Source organism: Cupriavidus sp. SK-3, from assembly GCF_000611145.1.
Taxonomy (GTDB): domain Bacteria; phylum Pseudomonadota; class Gammaproteobacteria; order Burkholderiales; family Burkholderiaceae; genus Cupriavidus.
The window spans coordinates 139-19,788 of the sequence record NZ_JFJV02000205.1; the positions used below are offsets into that span (position 1 = coordinate 139).

At 64.4% G+C, this 19,650-nt stretch carries 19 protein-coding genes and 1 tRNA gene; 3 read left to right on the top strand and 17 right to left on the bottom strand.

All coding sequences use genetic code 11. The annotated features are described in order from the left end of the window. Positions 1–38: 38 nt before the first annotated feature. From CF70_RS19785 to CF70_RS19810, 6 genes are all read right to left on the bottom strand, one after another. Entirely contained in the window at positions 39–635 is a 597-nt protein-coding gene (locus CF70_RS19785) for a 50S ribosomal protein L25/general stress protein Ctc (protein ID WP_035868305.1), read from the bottom strand. 117 nt (positions 636–752) lie between these two features. After that, a complete protein-coding gene (locus CF70_RS19790; RefSeq protein ID WP_017229695.1) occupies positions 753–1,706 on the bottom strand; it encodes a ribose-phosphate pyrophosphokinase in 954 nt (317 codons plus the stop codon). 99 nt (positions 1,707–1,805) lie between these two features. Beyond that, positions 1,806–1,882, bottom strand: a tRNA-Gln gene (locus CF70_RS19795). Positions 1,883–1,942: 60 nt separating this feature from the next. Continuing rightward, entirely contained in the window at positions 1,943–2,821 is an 879-nt protein-coding gene (gene ispE / locus CF70_RS19800; RefSeq protein WP_035868309.1) for a 4-(cytidine 5'-diphospho)-2-C-methyl-D-erythritol kinase, read from the bottom strand. Further along, positions 2,818–3,432 carry a lipoprotein insertase outer membrane protein LolB gene (lolB, locus tag CF70_RS19805; RefSeq protein WP_035868312.1) on the bottom strand — a complete coding sequence of 205 codons (615 nt, stop codon included), beginning with the start codon at positions 3,430–3,432 and terminating at the stop codon, positions 2,818–2,820. Before lolB ends, ispE begins: the two co-directional genes overlap by 4 nt. Positions 3,433–3,516: 84 nt before the next feature. Then, a complete protein-coding gene (locus CF70_RS19810) occupies positions 3,517–5,409 on the bottom strand; it encodes a tetratricopeptide repeat protein (protein WP_035868314.1) in 1,893 nt (630 codons plus the stop codon). A 139-nt stretch (positions 5,410–5,548) separates the two neighbouring features. Between CF70_RS19810 and mutM the strand changes: the two genes are divergently transcribed. The 3 genes from mutM to mutY all read left to right on the top strand — a co-directional run bounded on the left by mutM (position 5,549) and on the right by mutY (position 9,953). After that, positions 5,549–6,463, top strand: a complete 915-nt coding sequence (mutM, locus tag CF70_RS19815; protein ID WP_035868318.1) for a bifunctional DNA-formamidopyrimidine glycosylase/DNA-(apurinic or apyrimidinic site) lyase — start codon at positions 5,549–5,551, stop codon at positions 6,461–6,463. Positions 6,464–6,736: 273 nt separating this feature from the next. Beyond that, positions 6,737–8,680 carry a dynamin family protein gene (locus CF70_RS19820; RefSeq protein WP_035868321.1) on the top strand — a complete coding sequence of 648 codons (1,944 nt, stop codon included), beginning with the start codon at positions 6,737–6,739 and terminating at the stop codon, positions 8,678–8,680. 91 nt (positions 8,681–8,771) lie between these two features. Further along, positions 8,772–9,953, top strand: a complete 1,182-nt coding sequence (gene mutY / locus CF70_RS19825; protein WP_035868324.1) for an A/G-specific adenine glycosylase — start codon at positions 8,772–8,774, stop codon at positions 9,951–9,953. A gap of 28 nt (positions 9,954–9,981) precedes the next feature. Here mutY and CF70_RS19830 read toward each other — a convergent pair whose 3' ends face one another. The 11 genes from CF70_RS19830 to CF70_RS19880 all read right to left on the bottom strand — a co-directional run bounded on the left by CF70_RS19830 (position 9,982) and on the right by CF70_RS19880 (position 19,516). Then, entirely contained in the window at positions 9,982–10,662 is a 681-nt protein-coding gene (locus CF70_RS19830) for an LON peptidase substrate-binding domain-containing protein (protein WP_035868326.1), read from the bottom strand. A gap of 65 nt (positions 10,663–10,727) precedes the next feature. After that, on the bottom strand, positions 10,728–11,645 hold the full coding sequence (gene rapZ, locus CF70_RS19835) for an RNase adapter RapZ (RefSeq protein WP_035868329.1): 918 nt from the start codon (positions 11,643–11,645) through the stop codon (positions 10,728–10,730). A gap of 117 nt (positions 11,646–11,762) precedes the next feature. Continuing rightward, positions 11,763–12,140, bottom strand: a complete 378-nt coding sequence (locus tag CF70_RS19840) for a PsiF family protein (protein WP_035868332.1) — start codon at positions 12,138–12,140, stop codon at positions 11,763–11,765. Positions 12,141–12,314: 174 nt separating this feature from the next. After that, the gene (hprK, locus tag CF70_RS19845) at positions 12,315–13,286 is read right to left on the bottom strand and encodes an HPr(Ser) kinase/phosphatase (protein ID WP_006159437.1); all 972 of its coding nucleotides are present in this window, start codon (positions 13,284–13,286) and stop codon (positions 12,315–12,317) included. 78 nt (positions 13,287–13,364) lie between these two features. Beyond that, entirely contained in the window at positions 13,365–13,820 is a 456-nt protein-coding gene (gene ptsN / locus CF70_RS19850; protein WP_006159436.1) for a PTS IIA-like nitrogen regulatory protein PtsN, read from the bottom strand. A 381-nt stretch (positions 13,821–14,201) separates the two neighbouring features. After that, positions 14,202–14,552, bottom strand: coding sequence for a ribosome hibernation-promoting factor, HPF/YfiA family (hpf, locus tag CF70_RS19855; protein ID WP_006159435.1), 351 nt, complete (start codon positions 14,550–14,552; stop codon positions 14,202–14,204). Between the two features lie 49 nt (positions 14,553–14,601). After that, a complete protein-coding gene (locus CF70_RS19860; protein WP_035868337.1) occupies positions 14,602–16,077 on the bottom strand; it encodes an RNA polymerase factor sigma-54 in 1,476 nt (491 codons plus the stop codon). A gap of 160 nt (positions 16,078–16,237) precedes the next feature. Beyond that, positions 16,238–17,023 carry an LPS export ABC transporter ATP-binding protein gene (gene lptB, locus CF70_RS19865; RefSeq protein ID WP_035868339.1) on the bottom strand — a complete coding sequence of 262 codons (786 nt, stop codon included), beginning with the start codon at positions 17,021–17,023 and terminating at the stop codon, positions 16,238–16,240. A gap of 36 nt (positions 17,024–17,059) precedes the next feature. Beyond that, the gene (gene lptA, locus CF70_RS19870; protein WP_035868341.1) at positions 17,060–17,704 is read right to left on the bottom strand and encodes a lipopolysaccharide transport periplasmic protein LptA; all 645 of its coding nucleotides are present in this window, start codon (positions 17,702–17,704) and stop codon (positions 17,060–17,062) included. A 189-nt stretch (positions 17,705–17,893) separates the two neighbouring features. Beyond that, the gene (gene lptC / locus CF70_RS19875; protein ID WP_035868343.1) at positions 17,894–18,517 is read right to left on the bottom strand and encodes an LPS export ABC transporter periplasmic protein LptC; all 624 of its coding nucleotides are present in this window, start codon (positions 18,515–18,517) and stop codon (positions 17,894–17,896) included. 15 nt (positions 18,518–18,532) lie between these two features. Next, positions 18,533–19,516 carry a KpsF/GutQ family sugar-phosphate isomerase gene (locus tag CF70_RS19880; protein WP_035868380.1) on the bottom strand — a complete coding sequence of 328 codons (984 nt, stop codon included), beginning with the start codon at positions 19,514–19,516 and terminating at the stop codon, positions 18,533–18,535. Positions 19,517–19,650: the final 134 nt, after the last annotated feature.

The following is a 19,650-nucleotide window of genomic DNA, read 5'->3' on the forward strand; positions in this document are numbered from 1 at the left end:
CGTCCTGTTGCACGGCCCGGAGGCCGCGTTCAGGGTACTCAGGCAGCAGGCGTTTCTTCGGCTGCAGCAACGCCGCCGGCCGGCAGCGAGATGCTGGCGACAGCGGGGTTTTCGTCGCCGTGGGTGATGGCGCTCACGCCCTTCGGCAGCTTCACGTCGGACAGGTGCAGGGTCTGGCCCAGTTCCGCGTTGCCCAGGTCCACTTCGATGAACTCAGGCAGGTCGGCCGGCAGGCACGACACTTCCAGTTCGTTCAGGATGTGGTTGACGATGCCATGGCCCAGCTTCACGCCCGGGGCGTTTTCCTGGTTCATGAAGTGCAGCGGCACCTTGACGTGGATCTTGTCGGTGGCCGACACGCGCTGGAAGTCGACGTGCAGGACCAGCGGCTTGAACGGGTGCATCTGGAAAGCGCGCAGCAGGGCCTTTTCAGCCTTGCCTTCCACTTCGAGGTCGAGAATCGACGAGTGGAATGCTTCTTTCTTCAGTGCGTGGAACAGTGCGTTGTGATCCAGTTCGATCATCTTGGGCTCGGCTGCGCCGCCATAGATGATGCCGGGGGTCTTGCCGGCGTTGCGCAGGCGGCGGCTCGCACCCGTTCCCTGTACGCTACGCTCGAAGGCTACTACTTTCATGATGACTCCAAATGTAAGAGGGCTGTCCGCGACCAGACAGCCCGATGAATCGCGCCTGCACCGTAACCGGGGTGTCCCCGAAAAGCGGCCGCAAACGCGGTAAAGCCTTGAATTCTATCAGGAATCGGCAAACAGCGACATGATCGAGTCGCCCTTGACGATCCGGGTGAAAGTCTCTGCCAGCAGCGATGCGGTCGACAGTTGGCGAATCTTGCCGGACTGGATCGCATCGTCGCGCAGCGGAATGGTGTCGCACACCACCACTTCATCCAGTTCGGAGTCGGCGATACGGGCAGCCGCGCCGCCGGACAGGACCGGATGGGTACAGTAAGCGAATACCTTCAGCGCGCCGCGTTCCTTCAGCACCTGGGCGGCCTTGCACAGCGTGCCGCCGGTGTCGATCATGTCATCCATGATCACGCAGTTGCGGCCGTCGACTTCACCGATGATGTTCATCACTTCGGCCACATTGGCCTTGGGACGACGCTTGTCGATGATGGCCAGGTCGCAGTTCAGCTGCTTGGCCAGCGCACGGGCACGCACCACGCCGCCGACGTCGGGCGAGACCACCAGCAGATTGCCGTAGTTCTTCTCGCGCAGGTCGCCCAGCAGAACCGGGGAGGCGTAGATGTTATCAACCGGGATATCGAAGAAGCCCTGGATCTGGTCGGCGTGGAGGTCCATGGTCAGGACCCGCTCGACGCCGGCGACTTCCAGCATATTGGCTACCACCTTGGCCGAGATCGCGACGCGCGCCGAACGCGGGCGGCGGTCCTGGCGGGCATAGCCGAAATAGGGCATGGCGGCGGTGATGCTGCGTGCCGAGGCGCGCTTGAGCGCATCGACCATCACCATCAGTTCCATCAGGTTGTCGTTGGTCGGCGCGCAGGTGGACTGCAGCACGATAACGTGCTTGCCGCGAACATTTTCCTGGATTTCAACTTGGACTTCGCCGTCGGAGAAGCGGCCGACCTGGGCTTTCCCGAGCGGGATGCCGAGGTGCTGCACGACAGCCTCCGCGAGTTTGGGGTTGGCGTTGCCGGTAAAAACCATCAAGCCTTCGCTGCTCATTCGGTGCACCTGTCTTGCTGCTGGAGGGGGGAAAGATTGCTGCCGGCTAGTGCCGGCAGCTTTGTCGTGCGGGTCCATAAGGACACTATAGGAATGTAATGGCAGGGGAAGAAGGATTCGAACCTTCGAATGCCGGAATCAAAATCCGGTGCCTTGACCAACTTGGCGACTCCCCTACACAACCGGGCACGTCCATCGTCACATTCAACTGCCTGCGACGCCGAACGAAAAACTATTTATGCGAGCGTTGCGAGCGGGTGGTGCGATAAACTCTTCGCACACCTGCCATCCCATTCGGGAGGCAACCGGTCTAGTACCTGCTGCGCCGTTTGCGAGTCGTTGAATCGCGCAAACACGCAGGCTCCGGAACCGGTCATCCTTGCATGGGGACTGTATTGTCGCAGCCATTCAAGGGCTCGGGCAACTTCGCCGAACTTCACTGTTGCTATCGCTTCCAGGTCGTTGCGACCGAAACCGAACTTGTTTGTGCATCCAGTGAAGTCCGCTATTATGCTGATGGGCGTATCCCTTGTCAAGCGCTCGTCCGAAAAAATTGCAACGGTGGGAACATGCTGGCGCGGGTGGATGATCACGAACCAGCTTTCGGGCAACGCGACCGTCGTCAGTTCCTCGCCAACACCCTCGGCAAAGGCGTTTTCCCCATGCAGGAAGAACGGCACGTCCGCGCCCAGCGCGAGGCCGATACGCTTGAGTTCATCGCGGTCCAGGTGCAGCCCCCACAGATGGTTCAGGGCCAGCAGCGTGGTGGCCGCATCCGAAGAGCCGCCGCCAATGCCGCCACCCATCGGCAGCCGCTTGGCGATGGCGATGTCGGCGCCAAAACGGGTTCCGCTGGCCTGCTGCAGCGCCCGTGCGGCGCGCACGATCAGGTCAGTCTCGACCGGGACGCCGGCTACCTCGGTGGTGCGCTCGATGCGGCCATCTTCGCGGCGGCGGAAGTCCAGCGTATCGCTCCAGTCCACCAGTTGGAACACCGTCTGCAACATGTGATAACCATCGTCACGACGCCCGGTCACGTGCAGGAAGAGATTCAGCTTGGCGGGAGCGGGGCAGCCGCGCAGTTCAGCGGGGGGCAGGGTACGGGCAGTATTCATTGCGCTTGCTCCGGATCGATCACAAGGCGCACGGAGAGCGGGCTGCCGTCGCCATCGCGTGCCAGGTCGATACGGCGCGGCAGCGCCGTGGCTGCGGTTGCCGCGGCAGGGGTTTCCTGCCACGCCACATAGCGTACTGTCCAGCCGTTCTGTGCCAGGGTGGCCAGCCGCCCGCTCTCGTCGCGGGTGGTGCGCGCCGGGCTGCCCGGCGCGGGGCGCGCGTGCAGCCAGTCGCGCATGCCGGCCACCGGCAGCGAGAAGCCAAGCGCCTCTTCCAGCAGGGTATCCACCTCAGCCGCATTGCGCGGGGGCTGGTTGGGGAGGTCGAGCGTCGCGCCGGAAGGGGTGGACGTGACCACGGCAAGGGTCTGCCCCAGCGGCGAGATCAGGTCCAGCCGCACATTGCGGCCTTGCTCGTGCCATTGAAAGCTGCCCTGCACGCCTTCCTCGCGGCCGTAGCGCACGTAGTTGGCGGCGAAGCGTCCACTGAGGTCGCGTACCCTGGCGGTCTCGCCGGCGTCAAACTGCCGCGTTGGCGTGATGCTGGCGCAGGCGGCAAGCCAGACGGGGGCGCTCAGGCAGAGCAGGGCTAGGCGTCGGGATTTATGCATGTAGTCTGGCGCCCGCACCGGCGCAGCCGGGCGCCGGGCGTCCGGCCCGGCGGAGGTTTGCGGGCTGTCGGATGAATCGGGAGATTACTTGAGCGCGGAGAGCGGCACGTTATAGCGCCGCAGCGTGTCGATCAGGATGACGTTGTCCGGCTCGATCTTGGCGGCTTCGTTCCAGGTCTTGCGTGCTTCGTCCTGCTGGCCGAGTTGCCACAGCACCTCGCCCAGGTGGGCACCGATTTCCGCTTCGGGCGCCTTGGCGTAGGCGTTCCGGAGCAGTTCGGCAGCTGGCTGCAACTGGCCCAGGCGGAATTTGACCCAGGCCAGGCTATCCATGATGTAAGGATCGTCCGGCCCCAGCGCGGAGGCCTTCTCCAGCAACTGGAGGGCTTCCGGCAGGCGCACGTTGCGGTCCGCAAGGGAGTAGCCGAGAGCGTTGTAGCCCTGCTTTGCGTCGGGCTGCATGGCAATCACCCGGCGCAGCCGCTTTTCCATGCTGTCGTATCGCTTCTCGCGCTCGTCGAGCATGGCCAGCTCGTAGACCCAGTCCGAATTGTCGGGCTCGGCAGCGACGCGCTCCTCCAGCACCTTGCGGGCGCGGTCGTAGGCTTTGGCATCGATCAGCATGCCAACCTCGGCCTGCCGGATCGCCGTCATGCGCTGCGCGCGCTGGTCGGGCTCGGCAATATCCTCGGCATCGGCCAGCATATCGTTGAACACGGCCTGTGCGTCGTCGAGCTTGCCCATGCGCCCAAGAAGCTGGGCGCGCTTGACGGCGGCCGCGGGCGCCAGGCGGCTGTCGTCGATGCGGTCGAGCCACGCAACGGCGGCGGGGTAGTCCTTCTTTTCCTCGGCGATCTGCGCCAGGTACTGATAGGCGATATCGGGGCTGGCGGCCGGCACCTGCTCGGCCAGTTGCAGATACTCTTTCAGGTACTGCTCGGCTTCGTCATAGCGTTTGGACTGCAGGCTGGTCAGGCCAAGGGCGAGCGGCACGCGCGGGTCCTTGGGCGCGATCTTGCGCAGGGTCTCGAACTCGGCGCGGGCGGCTTGCAGGTCGTTCTGCTGCAAGTACAGGCGCGCCAGCGTGATATGGCCGTTGACCGAAGCAGGGGCCCTGCCGACGAACGACTTCAGGCCGGCGATGGCCTCGTCCGGTGCGCTGTCGGCGCGCAATTCAGCCGCCATCAGCGCTGCGGCTTCATAGTCGGGGCGGATGCGCTGGGCCTCGTCGAGTTCGGCCAGGGCGCCGGGAATGTCGCCGGCGGCTTCCTTGGCGCGGGCCAGGGCAAGGTGGGTTTCGGCAGAGCGGGCGTCGCTCGCCGTCAGGCGCTGCAGCAGGGCGGCGGCACCGGCGGGATCGCTGGTTCGCGAAAGCTGCTGCTGCATTTGCAGGATCGCCTCCGGCCGGTGGCTCGGCGGCACGCCATTGAGCTGCAGGGCCAGCAAGGGTTCGGCTTCGTCCCAGCGGCCGCTCAGGACGAGCAGGGTGGAAAGGACTTGCCGTGCACCAGCCGAGGTGGGCGCGAGTTCGGTCCACAGGCGCGCAGCGTCGAGCGCTTGCTGCGCGCTGCGTGCATTGAAGGCGATCTCGGTGGCGCGCTGGGCAAAGCGCGGGTCGCGCGTATTGCGGGCCAGTTCCAGGTAAGTCTGGTAAGCCGGACCGACCACGCCGCGCTGGGCCGAGATTTCCGCCGCCAGGACCCGGTACAGGATGTCGGCGCTCAGCGGCACCGCCGGCAGCGGCATTTTCGGCGGCAACGGGTTCGAGCGGACTGGCGTGACGGCTTCCGCCGCCACCTTCATCGCGGGCCTGCCCTCCGGGGGCGCGGCATGGCTGGCAAGCGGCGCCACGGCGCAGACCGCAAGCGCGGCCGCAGCCGTGGCTGCGAGCCTGTGACGCAGCGGCCGCCGGGTAGAGCGCCGGGTAGGAAGAATTTGAGCGATGGTCATCGGGGTACGGTCCAGGCGGTCCGACATGTGGGTGGGTGCTCCAGCACTCAAGGCGATGGGAATGTTAAAGGCATTGTAGCCTGCCGCTACAATGCCTTGCTGATCCGCATGGCACCAGTATGACTGGGTCTCTGGCGGTTGGAGTGGCACAAAAGGGAGAGGTTCGATGCCAGAGTTGCCGGAGGTCGAAGTGACCCGCCGCGGCTTGCTGCCGCACGTGTTGGGGCGGCGCATAGCCGACGTGGTGGTGCGCCATCGCGGCCTGCGCTGGCCGGTTGAACCGGATCTCGAGTCACAACTGACCGGCCGGGTGATCGCTCGCATCGAACGGCGCGGGAAATACCTGCTGCTGGAGTGTGTGCGCCAGGCTGCAGCCAGCCTTTTGCCGGATGGCTCTCCTTGCCCGCCGCTAGCGGATGACCGGGGCTGGCTGCTGATCCACCTCGGCATGACGGGTACCTTGCGGGTGCTGCCGCAAGCGCCGCCGGCGGGCAGCCACGATCACCTCGACCTGATCCTCGCGGCCCCCGCCGACACGCAAGCCGATGCCGGCACCAGCCTGGTGCTTCGTTTTCGCGACCCGCGCCGCTTTGGCGCTGTGCTCTGGAGCCCGCTCGAAGAGTCGCAGTTGCCAACACATCCGCTGCTGCGCAACCTTGGCGTCGAGCCTTTCGATCCGCGCTTCGACGGAGCCTGGCTGTACCGCCTCGGGCGCGGGCGCAGCGCAGCCATCAAGACGGTGCTCCTGGCGGGAGACATCGTGGTGGGCGTGGGCAATATCTATGCGTCGGAGAGCCTGTTTGCCGCCGGCATCCGTCCCACCACGCCGGCTGGCCGGCTCTCCCTGGCGCGCTGCGAACGCCTTGCCGTCGCGGTGCGGGACACGCTGGCCCGTGCCATCGAGCGCGGCGGCAGCACGCTGCGCGACTTCGTCGGCAGCGATGGCAGCAGCGGCTACTTCCAGCTGGATTGCGCCGTGTATGACCGTGCCGGGCATCCCTGCCGGGTCTGCGGCACCACTATCCGGCAGATCGTCCAGGGCCAGCGCTCGACTTTCTATTGCCCCACCTGCCAGCGCTGAAACCGCGCCACCCTCGTCACGGACGGCGCCGCACCGAAGTGTTTGTTGATTAACTTCCCGATGCTGTTGCACCGGGCCGATGGGCCGGCGCAACAGCGAGGCCCGCAGGCGACTCGAATTTCACAAAAGTCCCCCGGAAACCTGTATCTTCAACAAAGTAAAAAAGTGTTACAAAGACACCATGTCACCGCCCGGGTGCAGGCTATAGGACATCAAGACGCCAGGCCTGCAGCGCCGTCGCGGGGGCTTTTCGCCAAGCCGATCCCAGTGCCAATGACAACCCTCGCCCTTCAATTCGAACAATACGGCGCCTGGAGAACCGGGGTGCTCAATTCCCTGGCCGAATTCCGCTCCTGGCTGCAGCAGCACGATCTCTACGACGCCCAGGCCGACGAACGCGTCCAGCGCATCCAGGGCGTGCTCAAGAGCGACCGGCTCAAGGTAGCCTTCATTGCGGAGTTCTCGCGGGGCAAGAGCGAACTGATCAACGCCATTTTCTTTGCAGACTATGGCCGGCGCATCCTGCCGTCATCCGCCGGGCGCACCACGATGTGCCCGACCGAGCTGCGCTACGACGAGGCCGAGGCGCCGTGCATCCGCCTGCTGCCGATCGAGACGCGCCTGCAGGAAGCCTCCACTGCCGATTTCCTCGACGTCGACGCGCACTGGCATACCGTGCCGCTCGATCCCTCGTCGCCGGATGGGATGCTCGATGCGTTCCGGCACGTGATCGAGACCAACCGCGTCACCCGCGAGATGGCGGAATCGCTCGGCTTGTATAACGAGAACGATCCCGACGCCGCCTACGCGCTCGATGCCGATGGCATGGTGGAGATTTCCCGCTGGCGCCATGCGGTTATCAATTTCCCGCATCCGCTATTGCGCCAGGGTCTGGTGATCCTCGACACGCCAGGTCTCAATGCCATCGGCACCGAGCCCGAACTGACATTGCGGCTGATTCCGGATGCGCATGTCGTGGTGTTCATGCTCGCCGCCGATGCCGGCGTGACCAAGAGCGACCTGGATCTCTGGCGCAGCCATGTGAGCGCGGGCCACCGCAAGGGCTGCCTGGCGGTGCTGAACAAGATCGACGGTCTGTGGGACCCGCTCAAGTCGCCGGCCGAGACCGCGGCCGAGATTACGCGCCAGGTCACCAACAGCGCCCAGGTGCTGGGGATCGACGAGTCGCGCGTCTATCCGGTGTCGGCGCAGAAGGGCTTGGTGGCCAAGGTCACGCACGATGACGACTTGCTGGCGCGCAGCTGCCTGCCTCAATTCGAACACGTTCTGTCGGATCAACTGATCCCGCAACGGCGGGAGATCGTCGCCGACCAGGTACAGCGCTCCGTGGAGGAAATGGCGCGTGGCGCGCAGCAATTGCTGCAGAGTCGCCGCCGCAGCATCGTCGAGCAGTTGTTCGAGTTGCGCGGCCTGCGCGGCAAGAACCACGCGATGGTCAAGCACATGCTGATGCGTGTGCAGTCCGAAAAGGAAGAGTTCGAGCAGAGCATCGCCAAGTTCCAGGCGCTGCGTCTTGTGTTCGGACGTCACAGCGCCGATATCATCAAGAGCCTGCAACTGCGCGACGTGCGCCGTACCATGCGCGAGCGCCGGGAGCAGATGAAGGAGCGCTTCTTCTCGCGCGGCATGCGCGAGGACATGGACGGGCTGTTCGCCCGGCTAGGCGAACTGGTCAGCGAGGCTGACCAGAAGATTGTCCAGCTCCACCAGCTCACCGACAGCATGTACCGCCGCTTCAATGCCGAGCACGGTTTCACGTTGCCGGCGCCGATCCAGTTCGTCACCGCGCGCTACGTGAGCGAACTGCAGCAGACGCTGGCACTGGCCCAGACGCACTTCGGCGCCATGAGCATGCTGACCCGCTCGCGTCCGCAACTGGTGCAAAGCGCGTTCTCCACTGTTGCAAGCCGCGTGCTGGAAACCTTCCGCGATCTCAACCGCGATATCGAGATCTGGCTCAAGTCAGTGATGACGCCGCTGGAGGCGCAGGTACGCGAGCATCAGAAGCAACTGCGTCGCCGGGTCGACTCGATCGAGCGCATCCACGAGGCGACCGACACGCTGGAAAGCCGCATCGCGCAGCTGGAGGAAGTACTGAACGGGCTGGACGAGCGCAGCGGACGCATCGAATCCTTCTCCCGGCAGATCCTGCGGCCTGACGCCGAAGACGGCCAGCTCAGGGCCGTCGCCGCCTGAAGCACGGCTGGCGCGCGGTGCCGGAGGCGGCAAGGCGGTATCATGACGCGCCGCCGCTTCCGGCGCTGCCGCCTTTCCCGTCACGTTCCCGATGCCCCGCAAGCCAGCCGCTACTCCTGCCGTTTCTTCCGCCGATCTTTCCCTGACCGCCGTTGCCGCCGTTCCCGCCGATTTCGCCACGCGCGTGGTGGATTGGCAGCGCCTGCACGGGCGCCATGACTTGCCGTGGCAGAACACCCGCGACCCTTACCGGATCTGGTTGTCGGAGATCATGCTGCAGCAGACCCAGGTCAGCGCGGTGATCGAGTATTTCCAGCGTTTCGTCGGCCGCCTGCCTACCGTTGCCGCTCTGGCGGAGGCTAGCGCGGACGAGGTGATGGCGCTCTGGGCGGGGCTTGGCTATTACTCGCGCGCGCGCAACCTGCACCGCTGCGCCAAGAGCGTGATGAGCGAGCACGACGGCGTGTTTCCTACCGATCCCGAGGTGCTGGTGACGCTGCCCGGCATCGGCCGCTCGACCGCGGCGGCCGTGGCCGCCTTCAGTGCTGGCGTGCGATCCCCCATCCTGGACGGCAACGTCAAGCGCGTCTTCGCCAGGTTCTTCGGTATCCACGGCCATCCGGGCGTCAAGGCGGTGGAGAAACGCATGTGGCAAATCGCGGAGGAGGTGTTGCCCGCGAAGGGGCCTGGACAGGCCGAGGACATGGTGTCCTATACCCAGGGCGTAATGGATCTCGGCGCCACCGTCTGTTCGCGCGGCAAGCCGGCCTGCCTTGCTGCCGCAGCATCTTGCCCGCTGGCCAGCGACTGCGTGGCGCGCCGCGACGGCCTGACCGCCGTGCTGCCCACGCCGAAACCGCGTGCAGCCATTCCCGAGCGCAGCACCGTCATGCTGCTGGTCCGGCGCGGCCGTGAAGTCCTGCTGGCGTTGCGACCCGACAGCGGCATCTGGGGCGGCCTCTGGAGCCTGCCTGAAATGCCGGTGGATACCGTGCCCTTCGATGCCGAACTGGCCGAAGACGCCGCCCGCGAACGCGCCCGCGATTTCGGCACGCCAGGCACCGCCAGCATGGTCGGCGAACTCACCCACGTCTTCACCCACTTCCGCCTGCTGATCCGCGCCATCCGCGTGGACGTCACCGGCCTGAGCGCCCACGACGCAGCCGATGGCACTCCGCTACGCTGGCTCTCGCTGGACGATCTCGATGCGGTGGGCACACCGGCACCGGTGCGCAAACTGCTCGAAGCACAGGCGCTGGGGGGATTGTTCTAAAGCTAAAGCCCTTTGCCGCGTGGGAGGCTCAGAGAATATGGTGTTGACGCATGTACTTGTGCACGATCTCGATCCGCATTCCCGCGTCCGGCAGCGCCATCAACATCTGCTTGGCCTTGAGCGGCACGGGCAGCAACTCGCACAGCCGATTGGCCACCCAGCTCGGGTCATCCCACAGGAACGGCTCGGCAAACGGAAGCTTGCCCGGATGCTCCGCGTGGAGCGAGGCGACGATGCGGCGCAGCACCGCGAGGCATTCGCCCAGCAGTTCAAGCTTGCAGTCGATGATGTCGGGCGGTAGCAATTCCGCCTGGCCCACCAGCAAACCATCGGCGCGCACACTGTGGCCTAGCAGCCGGAAGCGCTGGCGCCCGCGCGCACTGATCAGCAGCACGCCAAGCTGCTCCATATTGCAGTCGACGATATCCGCCAGGCAGCCGATGGTCTCGGGCATGGTGGGCTCATTGGGGCGAGCTACCTCGTTGCCGCTTGCGATCAGGCAGACGCCGAAGGGGGTGTGATCGCGCATGCATGCGCGCACCATATCCACGTAGCGTGCTTCGAAAACGCGCAGCGGCAGCAGGCCATCCGGAAAGAGTACGGTGTGCAGCGGAAACAGCGGCAGGCCATCCAGCGCAGGCGGTACCGACGATGTACCGGACGAAGCGGTGGTCGAAGCGGATGAGCCGGGCGTGGCGTGTGAGGACATGCTGAGCCAGCAGAGTTTCGGGCGGGAATTGCCGAGCCTGGCCGCGAAACCTGCCGCTGCGGCGTTCAGCCGCCGGGTGCGAGCTCGCGGTGTCTCACCAGCACATTACCATGGGCGCGAAAATAGTTGGCAAGTCTTTCAGCGATGTACACGGAGCGGTGCTGGCCGCCCGTGCAGCCAATGGCGACGGTCAGGTAGCTGCGATTGTCCGCGATGAAACTTGGCAGCCACTTTTCCACGTAGGCGCGGATGTCATCGGCCATGGCCAGCACCATCGGCTGGCTCTGCAGGAAGTCGATCACGGGCTCGTCGCGTCCGGTCAGCGGGCGCAGTGCCAGGTCGTAGTAGGGGTTGGGCAGCGAGCGGACATCGAACACCAGGTCGGCATCGCTGGGTACGCCGTGCTTGAAGCCAAACGATTCGAACAGCAAGGTGAGCTTCAGGTCATCGCCGCGCACGAATTCCTTGATCCAGGCGCGCAGCGTATTGGTGCGCACGTTGCTGGTGTCGATACGGTGCGCGGCCTCCGCCAGCGGGCTGAGCAGCTCGCGCTCCATCTCGATGGCTTCGATCAGGGACGTGTCGTTGTATGGCGCATCGAGCGCATTGTCTGCAGCGCCCGCAGGTTCGGCATTGGCCGAGAGGGTCGCCTTGTCGGTACGCATCGACAGCGGGTGGCGCCGCCTCGTTTCCGAGTAACGCTGCACCAGCGCATCCGTATTGGCGGTCAGGAAAACCACCCGGACCTGGTGTTCGGAGGCGAGGTTGCGCAGCGTGCCGGGCAATTCGTCAAGCGATTCGCGGCTGCGGATGTCGGTAGCGACGCCAAGATGGGTGTAACCCTGGCTTGCGAGATACTGGGCCAGCGCCGGAATAAACTGAGCCGGCAGGTTGTCAACGCAGTAGTAACCTGCGTCTTCCAGTACGTTCAAGGCAACGGATTTGCCGGAGCCGGAGATCCCGGTGATAAGTATGATGCGCATAGCACGACAAGCATAACATCAGGTGATGACGCCGTCATGACGGCGAGGCGCCAGCAAAAATGGCGAACCGAAGGGTTCGCCATTTTCGCATGTCCGCATGCTAAGTGACGCGGGGGCTTACTTGGAGAGGCACTCGCTCATGAAGGCTTTGCGCTCGTCGCCCTTCTTGCCGGTAGCGGCCTTGTTGCACGCCGTCATCTTTTCCTGCTGGCTGTTCTTGGCGGGAGCGGCGGCGGGTTTGTTGGAGAGGCACTCGCTCATGAAGGCCTTGCGCTCGTCGCCCTTCTTGCCGGCGGCCTGCGTATTGCAGGCCTTCATCTTGTCCTGTTGGGAGTTTGTCGCCGCGGGCGCAGCGGGCGCCGCCGGTGCTGCCGGTTTTGCGGACGTTGCGGGTGCCGCGGGCGTTGCGGTTGCCGCGGCCGGTGCATTCTGGGCGAAGGCGCCGGTGGCGAAAAGCGGGGCTACCAGCACGCACATCGCGATCATTCTCTTCATGCTTGCTCTCCTGGCTGTGGAAAACTTCATGGCTGCTGGCCATGTCGGCGCGGCAACTCGGGCTGGGCTCAATGCCCATTACTGCACAAAACGGCTTGTGCCCCGAACGCGTTGACGACGGAAGCGCGGACGAATGCAATCAATTGAAAACAGCCCGGGCGCGGCGCTGGCTGCCTAGAGTAGCCGGCCCTGGCCCCGCGATGCCACATCGGCTTGCATCGCGGCGCGCTGGCGGTCCATGAAATCGCGCAGCGTGTCGATGCCGCGCAGGCGCAGGATGGTGTTGCGGACGGCGGCCTCGACCAGCACAGCGAGATTTCGGCCGGCCGCCACCTGGATCTTGACCATGTGGATGGGCAAGCCGAGCACATCCAGATATTGGGAATCCAGCGGCAGGCGTTCGAATTCGCCGTCGTTGCGGCGCACCAGCTGCACCACCAGTTTCAGCTTCATCTTCCGGCGCACCGCGGTCTCGCCAAAGATCGTCTTGATGTCGAGCAGGCCCAGGCCGCGCACTTCAAGCAGGTTTTGCAGCAGGGGCGGGCAGCGGCCTTCAATGAAATCGGGTCCGAGCCGGACAAAATCCACGGCATCGTCCGCCACCAGCCCATGTCCGCGTGAAATCAGCTCCAGGCCGAGCTCACTCTTGCCCAGGCCGGATTCACCCATCACCAGCACACCCATGCCGAGGATGTCGAGGAATACACCGTGCATGGTCACGCGCGGCGCGGAAATGCGCGACAGGTAGAGGCGCAGGTGATCGATCACCGCCGCCGAGGACACCGGCGTAGTGAACAAGGGCGTGGAGGAACGCGTGCAGCGCAGTTCCAGGTCGGGCGGCGGCTCCATGCCGTCGGCAATCACCAGGAAGGGCGGTTCCAGCAGGATCAGCTCACCCATCTGGCGCTTGCGCATCTCGTCGTCGAGACGCTGGTAATAGGTGATCTCGGGCTTGCCCAGGACCTGGATCCGGTTCGGGTGGATCAGGTTCAAGTGGCCGACGAGATCGGCCGCGGAAGTGGCTTCACGCGCGAACTCGACATCGAACGCCCGGTCGGCGCCTTCCAGGCCGGCTACCCAGGAGAGTTTGATATCGGCTGCGTTGTCGTCGAAGATCGACTGCGAGGTGACGCCAGTGAGTTCCATGCGGGTGCTTTCAGGAGCGAGCTTTCAGACAGCGGGGACAATTGCCCTGCTCGCCTGCGTAAAGATCGCCGAGGCCGGTCAGGGGTGCCATTGTGTCAGCAACTGGTGCACGTCATCGGGGGTGGGCAGGGTAGCCAGTCCTTCGCGCATCTCGCGGTCGGACAGCAACTGGGCGATCTCCGAGAGAATCTCCAGATGTTGCTGGGTGGCCTGCTCGGGCACCAGCAGGAAGATCAGCAGCGCAACCGGCTTGCCGTCGGGAGATTCGAAGGGGATCGGCTCGGCCAGGCGCATGAAGGCGGCAAGTGGCTGCTTCAGTCCCTTGATGCGGCCATGCGGAATGGCAACCCCGGCGCCAAGACCAGTGGACCCCAGCGATTCGCGGGCGAACAGGTTGTCGGTCACGGTAGCGCGCGCCACGCCATGGTTGTTCTCGAAGAGGAGCCCGGCCTGTTCGAACACGCGCTTCTTGCTGGTGACGCTGACGTCGAGGTTGATGTTGCCGGGTGGCAGCAATTTAGCCAAACGATTCATGTGGAATGCGCAGGGTTTTCTAGTAAGCAGGCCCGGGGCCGGGAGGCGTCGCGCCGGGCAAAAAAGAAGAAAAAACCAAGGTCCGAAGTTTCACCGGGTGTCCCCCTGCCGGTGTCGGGCGTCTGGCCATTATAGAGCAGGCCCGCCCCCACCTTGTGCATTGCAATACCCGATGCGCGGAAGCGGTGCCGCGTGCACGGAAAAATCGTTGAGCTCGAGAACTATGTATTGCACAGCATACACCGGTCCATATGCATTGCGGAATCCCCCGCGTGGTCCCGGATGAGCGCCAGGAACGAAAAAGCCGCGCTATGGGCGCGGCTTGATTCCGGTTTCAAGGGAGTGACACCGGCGGCCCGGTCTGTGGGCCACCAGGCACGGTCATTGCTGCATCTGCGATGCGGCCATCTGATACTTGACCGCTTCGCGGTCGTGGCTTTGCACGCGATCCTTATGGCGAATCACCTGCCGGTCGAGCTTGTCGACGAGCGCGTCGATAGCGGCATACAGGTCTTCATGATGCGCTTCGACAAAGATGTCCTTGCCCTTGAGATGTAGATTGATTTCCGCGTACTGCCGCCGGTCCTTTTCTTTTGTATTGTCGACAGAGAGCAGCACACTTACGCCAATGACTTGATCAAAATGCCTGACGATACGCTCCAGTTTCGTTTCCACGTACTCACGCAGCGGGGGCGTGATGTCCAAGTGGTGTCCACTGATCTTGAAGTTCATAGCGTTTCTCCTTCTGAAAGAGTTGCACCAGGCAGGCGATGCAACTCGGCTACAAAGTCTTGCGGAGAGTAACTGCCGGAATCTTGAGCGCTTCGCGGTATTTGGCAACGGTGCGCCGTGCCACTACGAAGCCTTGCTCGCCGAGCAATTCGGCAATCCGGCTGTCGGACAAGGGATTCCTGGCGTCTTCGGCTCCTATCAGTTGCTTGATCAACGCACGAATTGCCGTTGACGAGGCCGCGCCGCCGGTTTCTGTGGATACGTGACTGCCGAAGAAATACTTCAGCTCGAAAGTCCCCATCGGCGTTGCCATATATTTATTGGTAGTCACCCGAGAGATGGTGGACTCGTGTAAACCCAGTGTATCGGCAATCTCCCGCAAAACCAAGGGGCGCATCGCAATTTCACCGTGGGTGAAGAAGTTCTTTTGACGTTCGACAATAGCTTGTGCAACGCGCAATATCGTGTCGAACCTTTGCTGGATATTCTTAATCAACCAGCGTGCTTCCTGCAGTTTTTGCTGCAGTCCCGCAGCACCCGCATCGCCTTTTGCACCGCGCAATATCTGCGCGTACATGTCGTTGATACGTAGCCGCGGCATCACATCCGGATTGAGTTGCGCGATCCAGCCGCCATTCAGTTTTCGGACAAAAACATCGGGCACGACGAAGTCGGCTTCGGGACGGCTGTACGCATGGCCCGGATAAGGTGCCAGCGAGCGGATCAGTTCATGCGCCGACTTCAGTTCCGGCTCGTCCACCTGCAGCGCTTTTTTCAGGCGCGTGTAGTCGCGTACCGCGAGCAGTTCCAGGTGATTGGTGACAATGGTCAGCGCCAGGTCGCGCTGCGGATGCTTGATGCGACGCAATTGCAGCGCCAGGCATTCGGCCGCATTGCGTGCGCCGACACCAGGCGGATCGAAGCTCTGCAGCAGCGTAAGGACGGCCTGGATCTCGTCGACCTCGAATTCAAGTTCCTCCGGCAGTTCGCTGCAGATTTCCTCGAGCGAGGCGCTCAGGTAGCCGTCGTCGTCCAGCGACTCGACCAGGAAGATGGCCAGCCCCTTGTCGCGCAACGAAATTTTCAGCGGCGCGAGCTGTTCCATCAGATGTTCGCGCAGCGTGGGTTCGGCGTCGCGCAGCTGCATCGGGGTCTTTTCGTCGTCGTCGCCTTGCGGGCGGCGGGCGAAGTCGTCGAGGCTCCAGTCGTTGCCGTAGTCCTCGTTGCTGTCGGAATAGCTGTCTTCGGCCTCGGGCGCGCCGTCGGGGCGGTTCTCGCTGGTGCCCTGGCCGTCGGCGGGCGCCGGCGCGGGAGCGCTCTGCATGTTGACCGAGCCGTCGGCGGCAACGCGCAACGGGCTGTCGAGCCAGTCGTTCTCGCGTTCGAGCAAAGGGTTCTCGGTCAGCGCCTGTTCCACTTCCTGCTGCAGTTCGAGCGTGGACAGTTGCAGCAGCCGGATCGACTGCTGGAGTTGCGGCGTAAGCGCGAGATGCTGCGAGAGGCGGAGCTGTAGCGACGGTTTCATGCGACCTATTTTATGCCCAACTTCCGCGCCGTTGGAACGGAAATTGCTATCGCTGATGACGCCGTGATCGTTGCAGGATAAAAGGCGGCACCGGCGCCACCTGGGCACAAGGTCGCCGCAGCTGCCAGCTGCCAGCTGCCGCGTGCTGTGGCGCGCCGCGTTACATGCGGAAATTCTCGCCCAGGTAGACCTTGCGCACCGACTCGTTGGCGATGATGTCTTCAGGCCGGCCAGAGGCCAGCACGGCGCCTTCGCTGATGATGTAGGCGTGATCGCAGATGCCCAGCGTCTCGCGCACGTTGTGGTCGGTGATCAGCACGCCGATATTGCGCGCCTTGAGGAAGCTGACGATGCGCTGGATCTCGCCCACCGCGATCGGGTCGACGCCGGCGAAGGGCTCGTCGAGCAGGATGAAGCGTGGTGCCGAGGCCAGGGCGCGGGCGATTTCCACGCGGCGGCGTTCGCCGCCTGACAGCGAAAGCGCCGGATTGTCGCGCAGGTGGGCAATCTGGAGGTCATCGAGCAGCGTGTCCAGCCGGCGCTCGATCTCGGCCTTGCCAAGTGGCTTGCCGTCCTGGATCTGCAATTCCAGCACCGCGCGGATGTTCTCCTGCACATTCAGCTTGCGGAACACCGAAGCTTCCTGCGGCAGGTAGGACAGGCCCATGCGCGCCCGTTCGTGAATGGCCAGGCCGCTGATGTGCTTGTCGTCGAGCACGATGTCGCCCTCGTCCAGCGCCACCAGTCCCACGATCATGTAGAAGGAGGTGGTCTTCCCCGCGCCGTTGGGCCCCAGCAGTCCGACCACCTCGCCGCTCTTTACGTCGAGGGACACATCCTTGACCACCGTGCGCGAGCCGTAGCGCTTTTTCAGGTGGCGCACGACCAGCGTGCTGCTGTCCTTCAGGGTGGCGGGCTGGGAGGGTGCGGTTTGGGTAACGGTCATGAAGGCTGAATCCGTGGGTCGGGCGACGCGGCGGCGTCAGGGATTGACGGGGGCGGGCGCAGGCTTGAGCGGCAGCGGGGCGCCGGCGGCGCCGCTGGCGGGCTGCTCCTGGCGCGGCGACAACACGGCGCGCACGCGACCGGACGGGCTGCCCGCCGTCGCGTTCTCCGTACCGCCGCTGGCGGTGTAGAACTCGTTGCGGCTGTCGTAGGTGATCACTGCGCCACGGATCTCGTCGACCAGCTTGGCGCCGGCCAGCCGCGCCATGCGTGCGCGGCCGATCAGCTTGGACAACTCCTGCTTGCCGTCATACTCGATGCGGTCGCCCCAGCCGTCGATGTATTCATCGACGTTGTCGCGCTTCTGGCGGATATAAGCCTGCTTGCCGCCCTTGGACGTAGCCACGGCGTACTGGTAGCCCTCGGGATCGGTGCGCACTTCGGCCGCGTCGGATTTCAACACCATGGTGCCCTTGGTCAGCACCACATTGCCAGTCAGCACATAAACCTGCTTGACGTCGTCATAGCTGGCGTTGTCGGCTTCCAGCACCAGCGGTTTCTCGCGGTCGGCTTTCTCCGCGCTGGCGGGTGCGGCCAGCGTGAGGCCGAGAACGGCTGCCAGCGTCAGCAAAGCGGCCGTGCTGCGGCGGCGACAGGACGATGTCGTCAGGAGTGAATTCATGTTGGCGTGATGGCGGTTGGCGCGGACGGCTGTGGCCCGCGGGCGGCTTCGTTTCCTGGCGGCTGTTTCCGGGCAAGGCGGGCAGGGCTGCGCGGGCGGCACCCGCCTGGGTACCGTTTGCGCCCGCTCGCCTGGCCAGCACTGCTTCGCTTCATCTGGCAACAGCCTCTCGGGTCTTTGTTATCTGGGCTACTTCGCGGGACTCGCCGGCGGCCCCGTAATAATGGTGCCGCGTACGTTACCCAGCAATTGTACTTCGCGGGTGACATTGTTGAAGATCAGCCCGTTTGCCGTCATCACCGACGGGCCGCGGGTCAGCTTGACGGCTTTGTCGGTCTTCACGATGTCATCGTTGATCAGCACCTGGAAATATTCCGAGGCGGCTGTCATCTGCGGATCCTTGGCCGGGTCCGGCCCTTGGGCGCGCACGATGAAGGCATTGCCGAACAGGTCGATCAGCGAGCCTGCCGCGTTCATCGTGCCGCGATCGGAGTGGCCCGTGACGGGCGGCCGGTCGATTTCGTATGCCCGCATGGCCGGACGCGTCACTTCGTAGGTCTGGTCGTCCTCGAAGTGGATCATCTTGTCGCCGGTGAACCGCATCTTGGTGTTGCCGTCCTCGGCCAGTTCGGTGGCGGAGAAGCGGATCATGTAGTAATCGGGCTCATGCTTCTTGCCCACCGGCCCCGTGGCGCCTTCTTTCGGGGAATTGACCTGCACCAGCCAGAAAGTGCTGCCCGCCACTAGCGCCATCAACAGCAGCGGCAAGGCGCGCATTCCTAGCCGGCTCAGGGAGGACAGGATATCCCGCATAGTTTGTGGGTGCCCTCAGATGACCTTGGCGCGGGTCAGGTCGTGGATGTGCAGGGCACCGACCAGGCGCTGGTCCGCATCGACCACCAGCATCTGGTTGATGCGGTTCGCCTCCATGACCTGCACGGCTTCCACCGCCAGCTGGTCCGGCCCCACCGTATGCGGCGAGCGGTGCATCACCTCGCTGATGGGCACGGTCTTCCAGTCGCGCGGCGTTTCCAGCAGGCGGCGCAGGTCGCCGTCGGTGAAGACGCCGATCAGGTGGTCGTCCGGATCCACCACCGCGGTCATGGCCATGCCCTTGCGGGTGATTTCCATCAGGGCCTGCGCCAGCGGCGTGCTTTCGCGTACCTTGGGCACCGCGTTGCCGCTGCGCATGACGTCGCGCACATGGGTCAGCAGCTTGCGCCCGAGCGCGCCGCCCGGATGCGAGCGGGCAAAGTCCTCCTCGCCGAAGCCGCGCGCGTCCAGCACCGCCACCGCTAGCGCATCGCCCATCGCCAGTGCGGCGGTGGTGCTGGCGGTGGGGGCCAGGTTAAGCGGGCAGGCCTCTTTCTCCACACCGGCGTTGAGGTGGGCGTCGGCCAGCTTGGCCAGCGTGGAGGCGGGGTTGCCGGTCACGGAGATCAGCTTGGCGCCGATGCGCTTGACGATCGGCACGATCGACAGCAGTTCGGCGGTCTCTCCGGAATTGGAAAAGGCAATCAGTACATCGTCGCGCGTGACCATGCCCAGGTCGCCATGGCTGGCCTCGGCCGGGTGCACGAAAAATGCCGGCGTGCCGGTCGATGCCAGCGTGGCCGCGACCTTGCGCCCGATATGTCCCGACTTGCCGATGCCCGACACGACGACGCGTCCGCTGCAATTCAGAGTGAGTTGCACGGCCTGCGCAAATTCGCCATCCAGGCGGCCCGCGAGGGCGGCGACGGCATCGGCTTCGATCTGGAGGGTCTCGCGAGCGAGCCGAAGTGCTCGATCCGCATTGAAATTAGCTATCATGGCGACGAAGTATACCAACGAATGCGATGGCGCTTGGGCTGTTCCTGGGATCGGGCGGCCGGGGCGGCTGCCGTGCTTGCCGCAATCCGCCGGCAGGGCCGCCCGAGCCGGGTTGTCCTGGCCCGGTGGTGGCG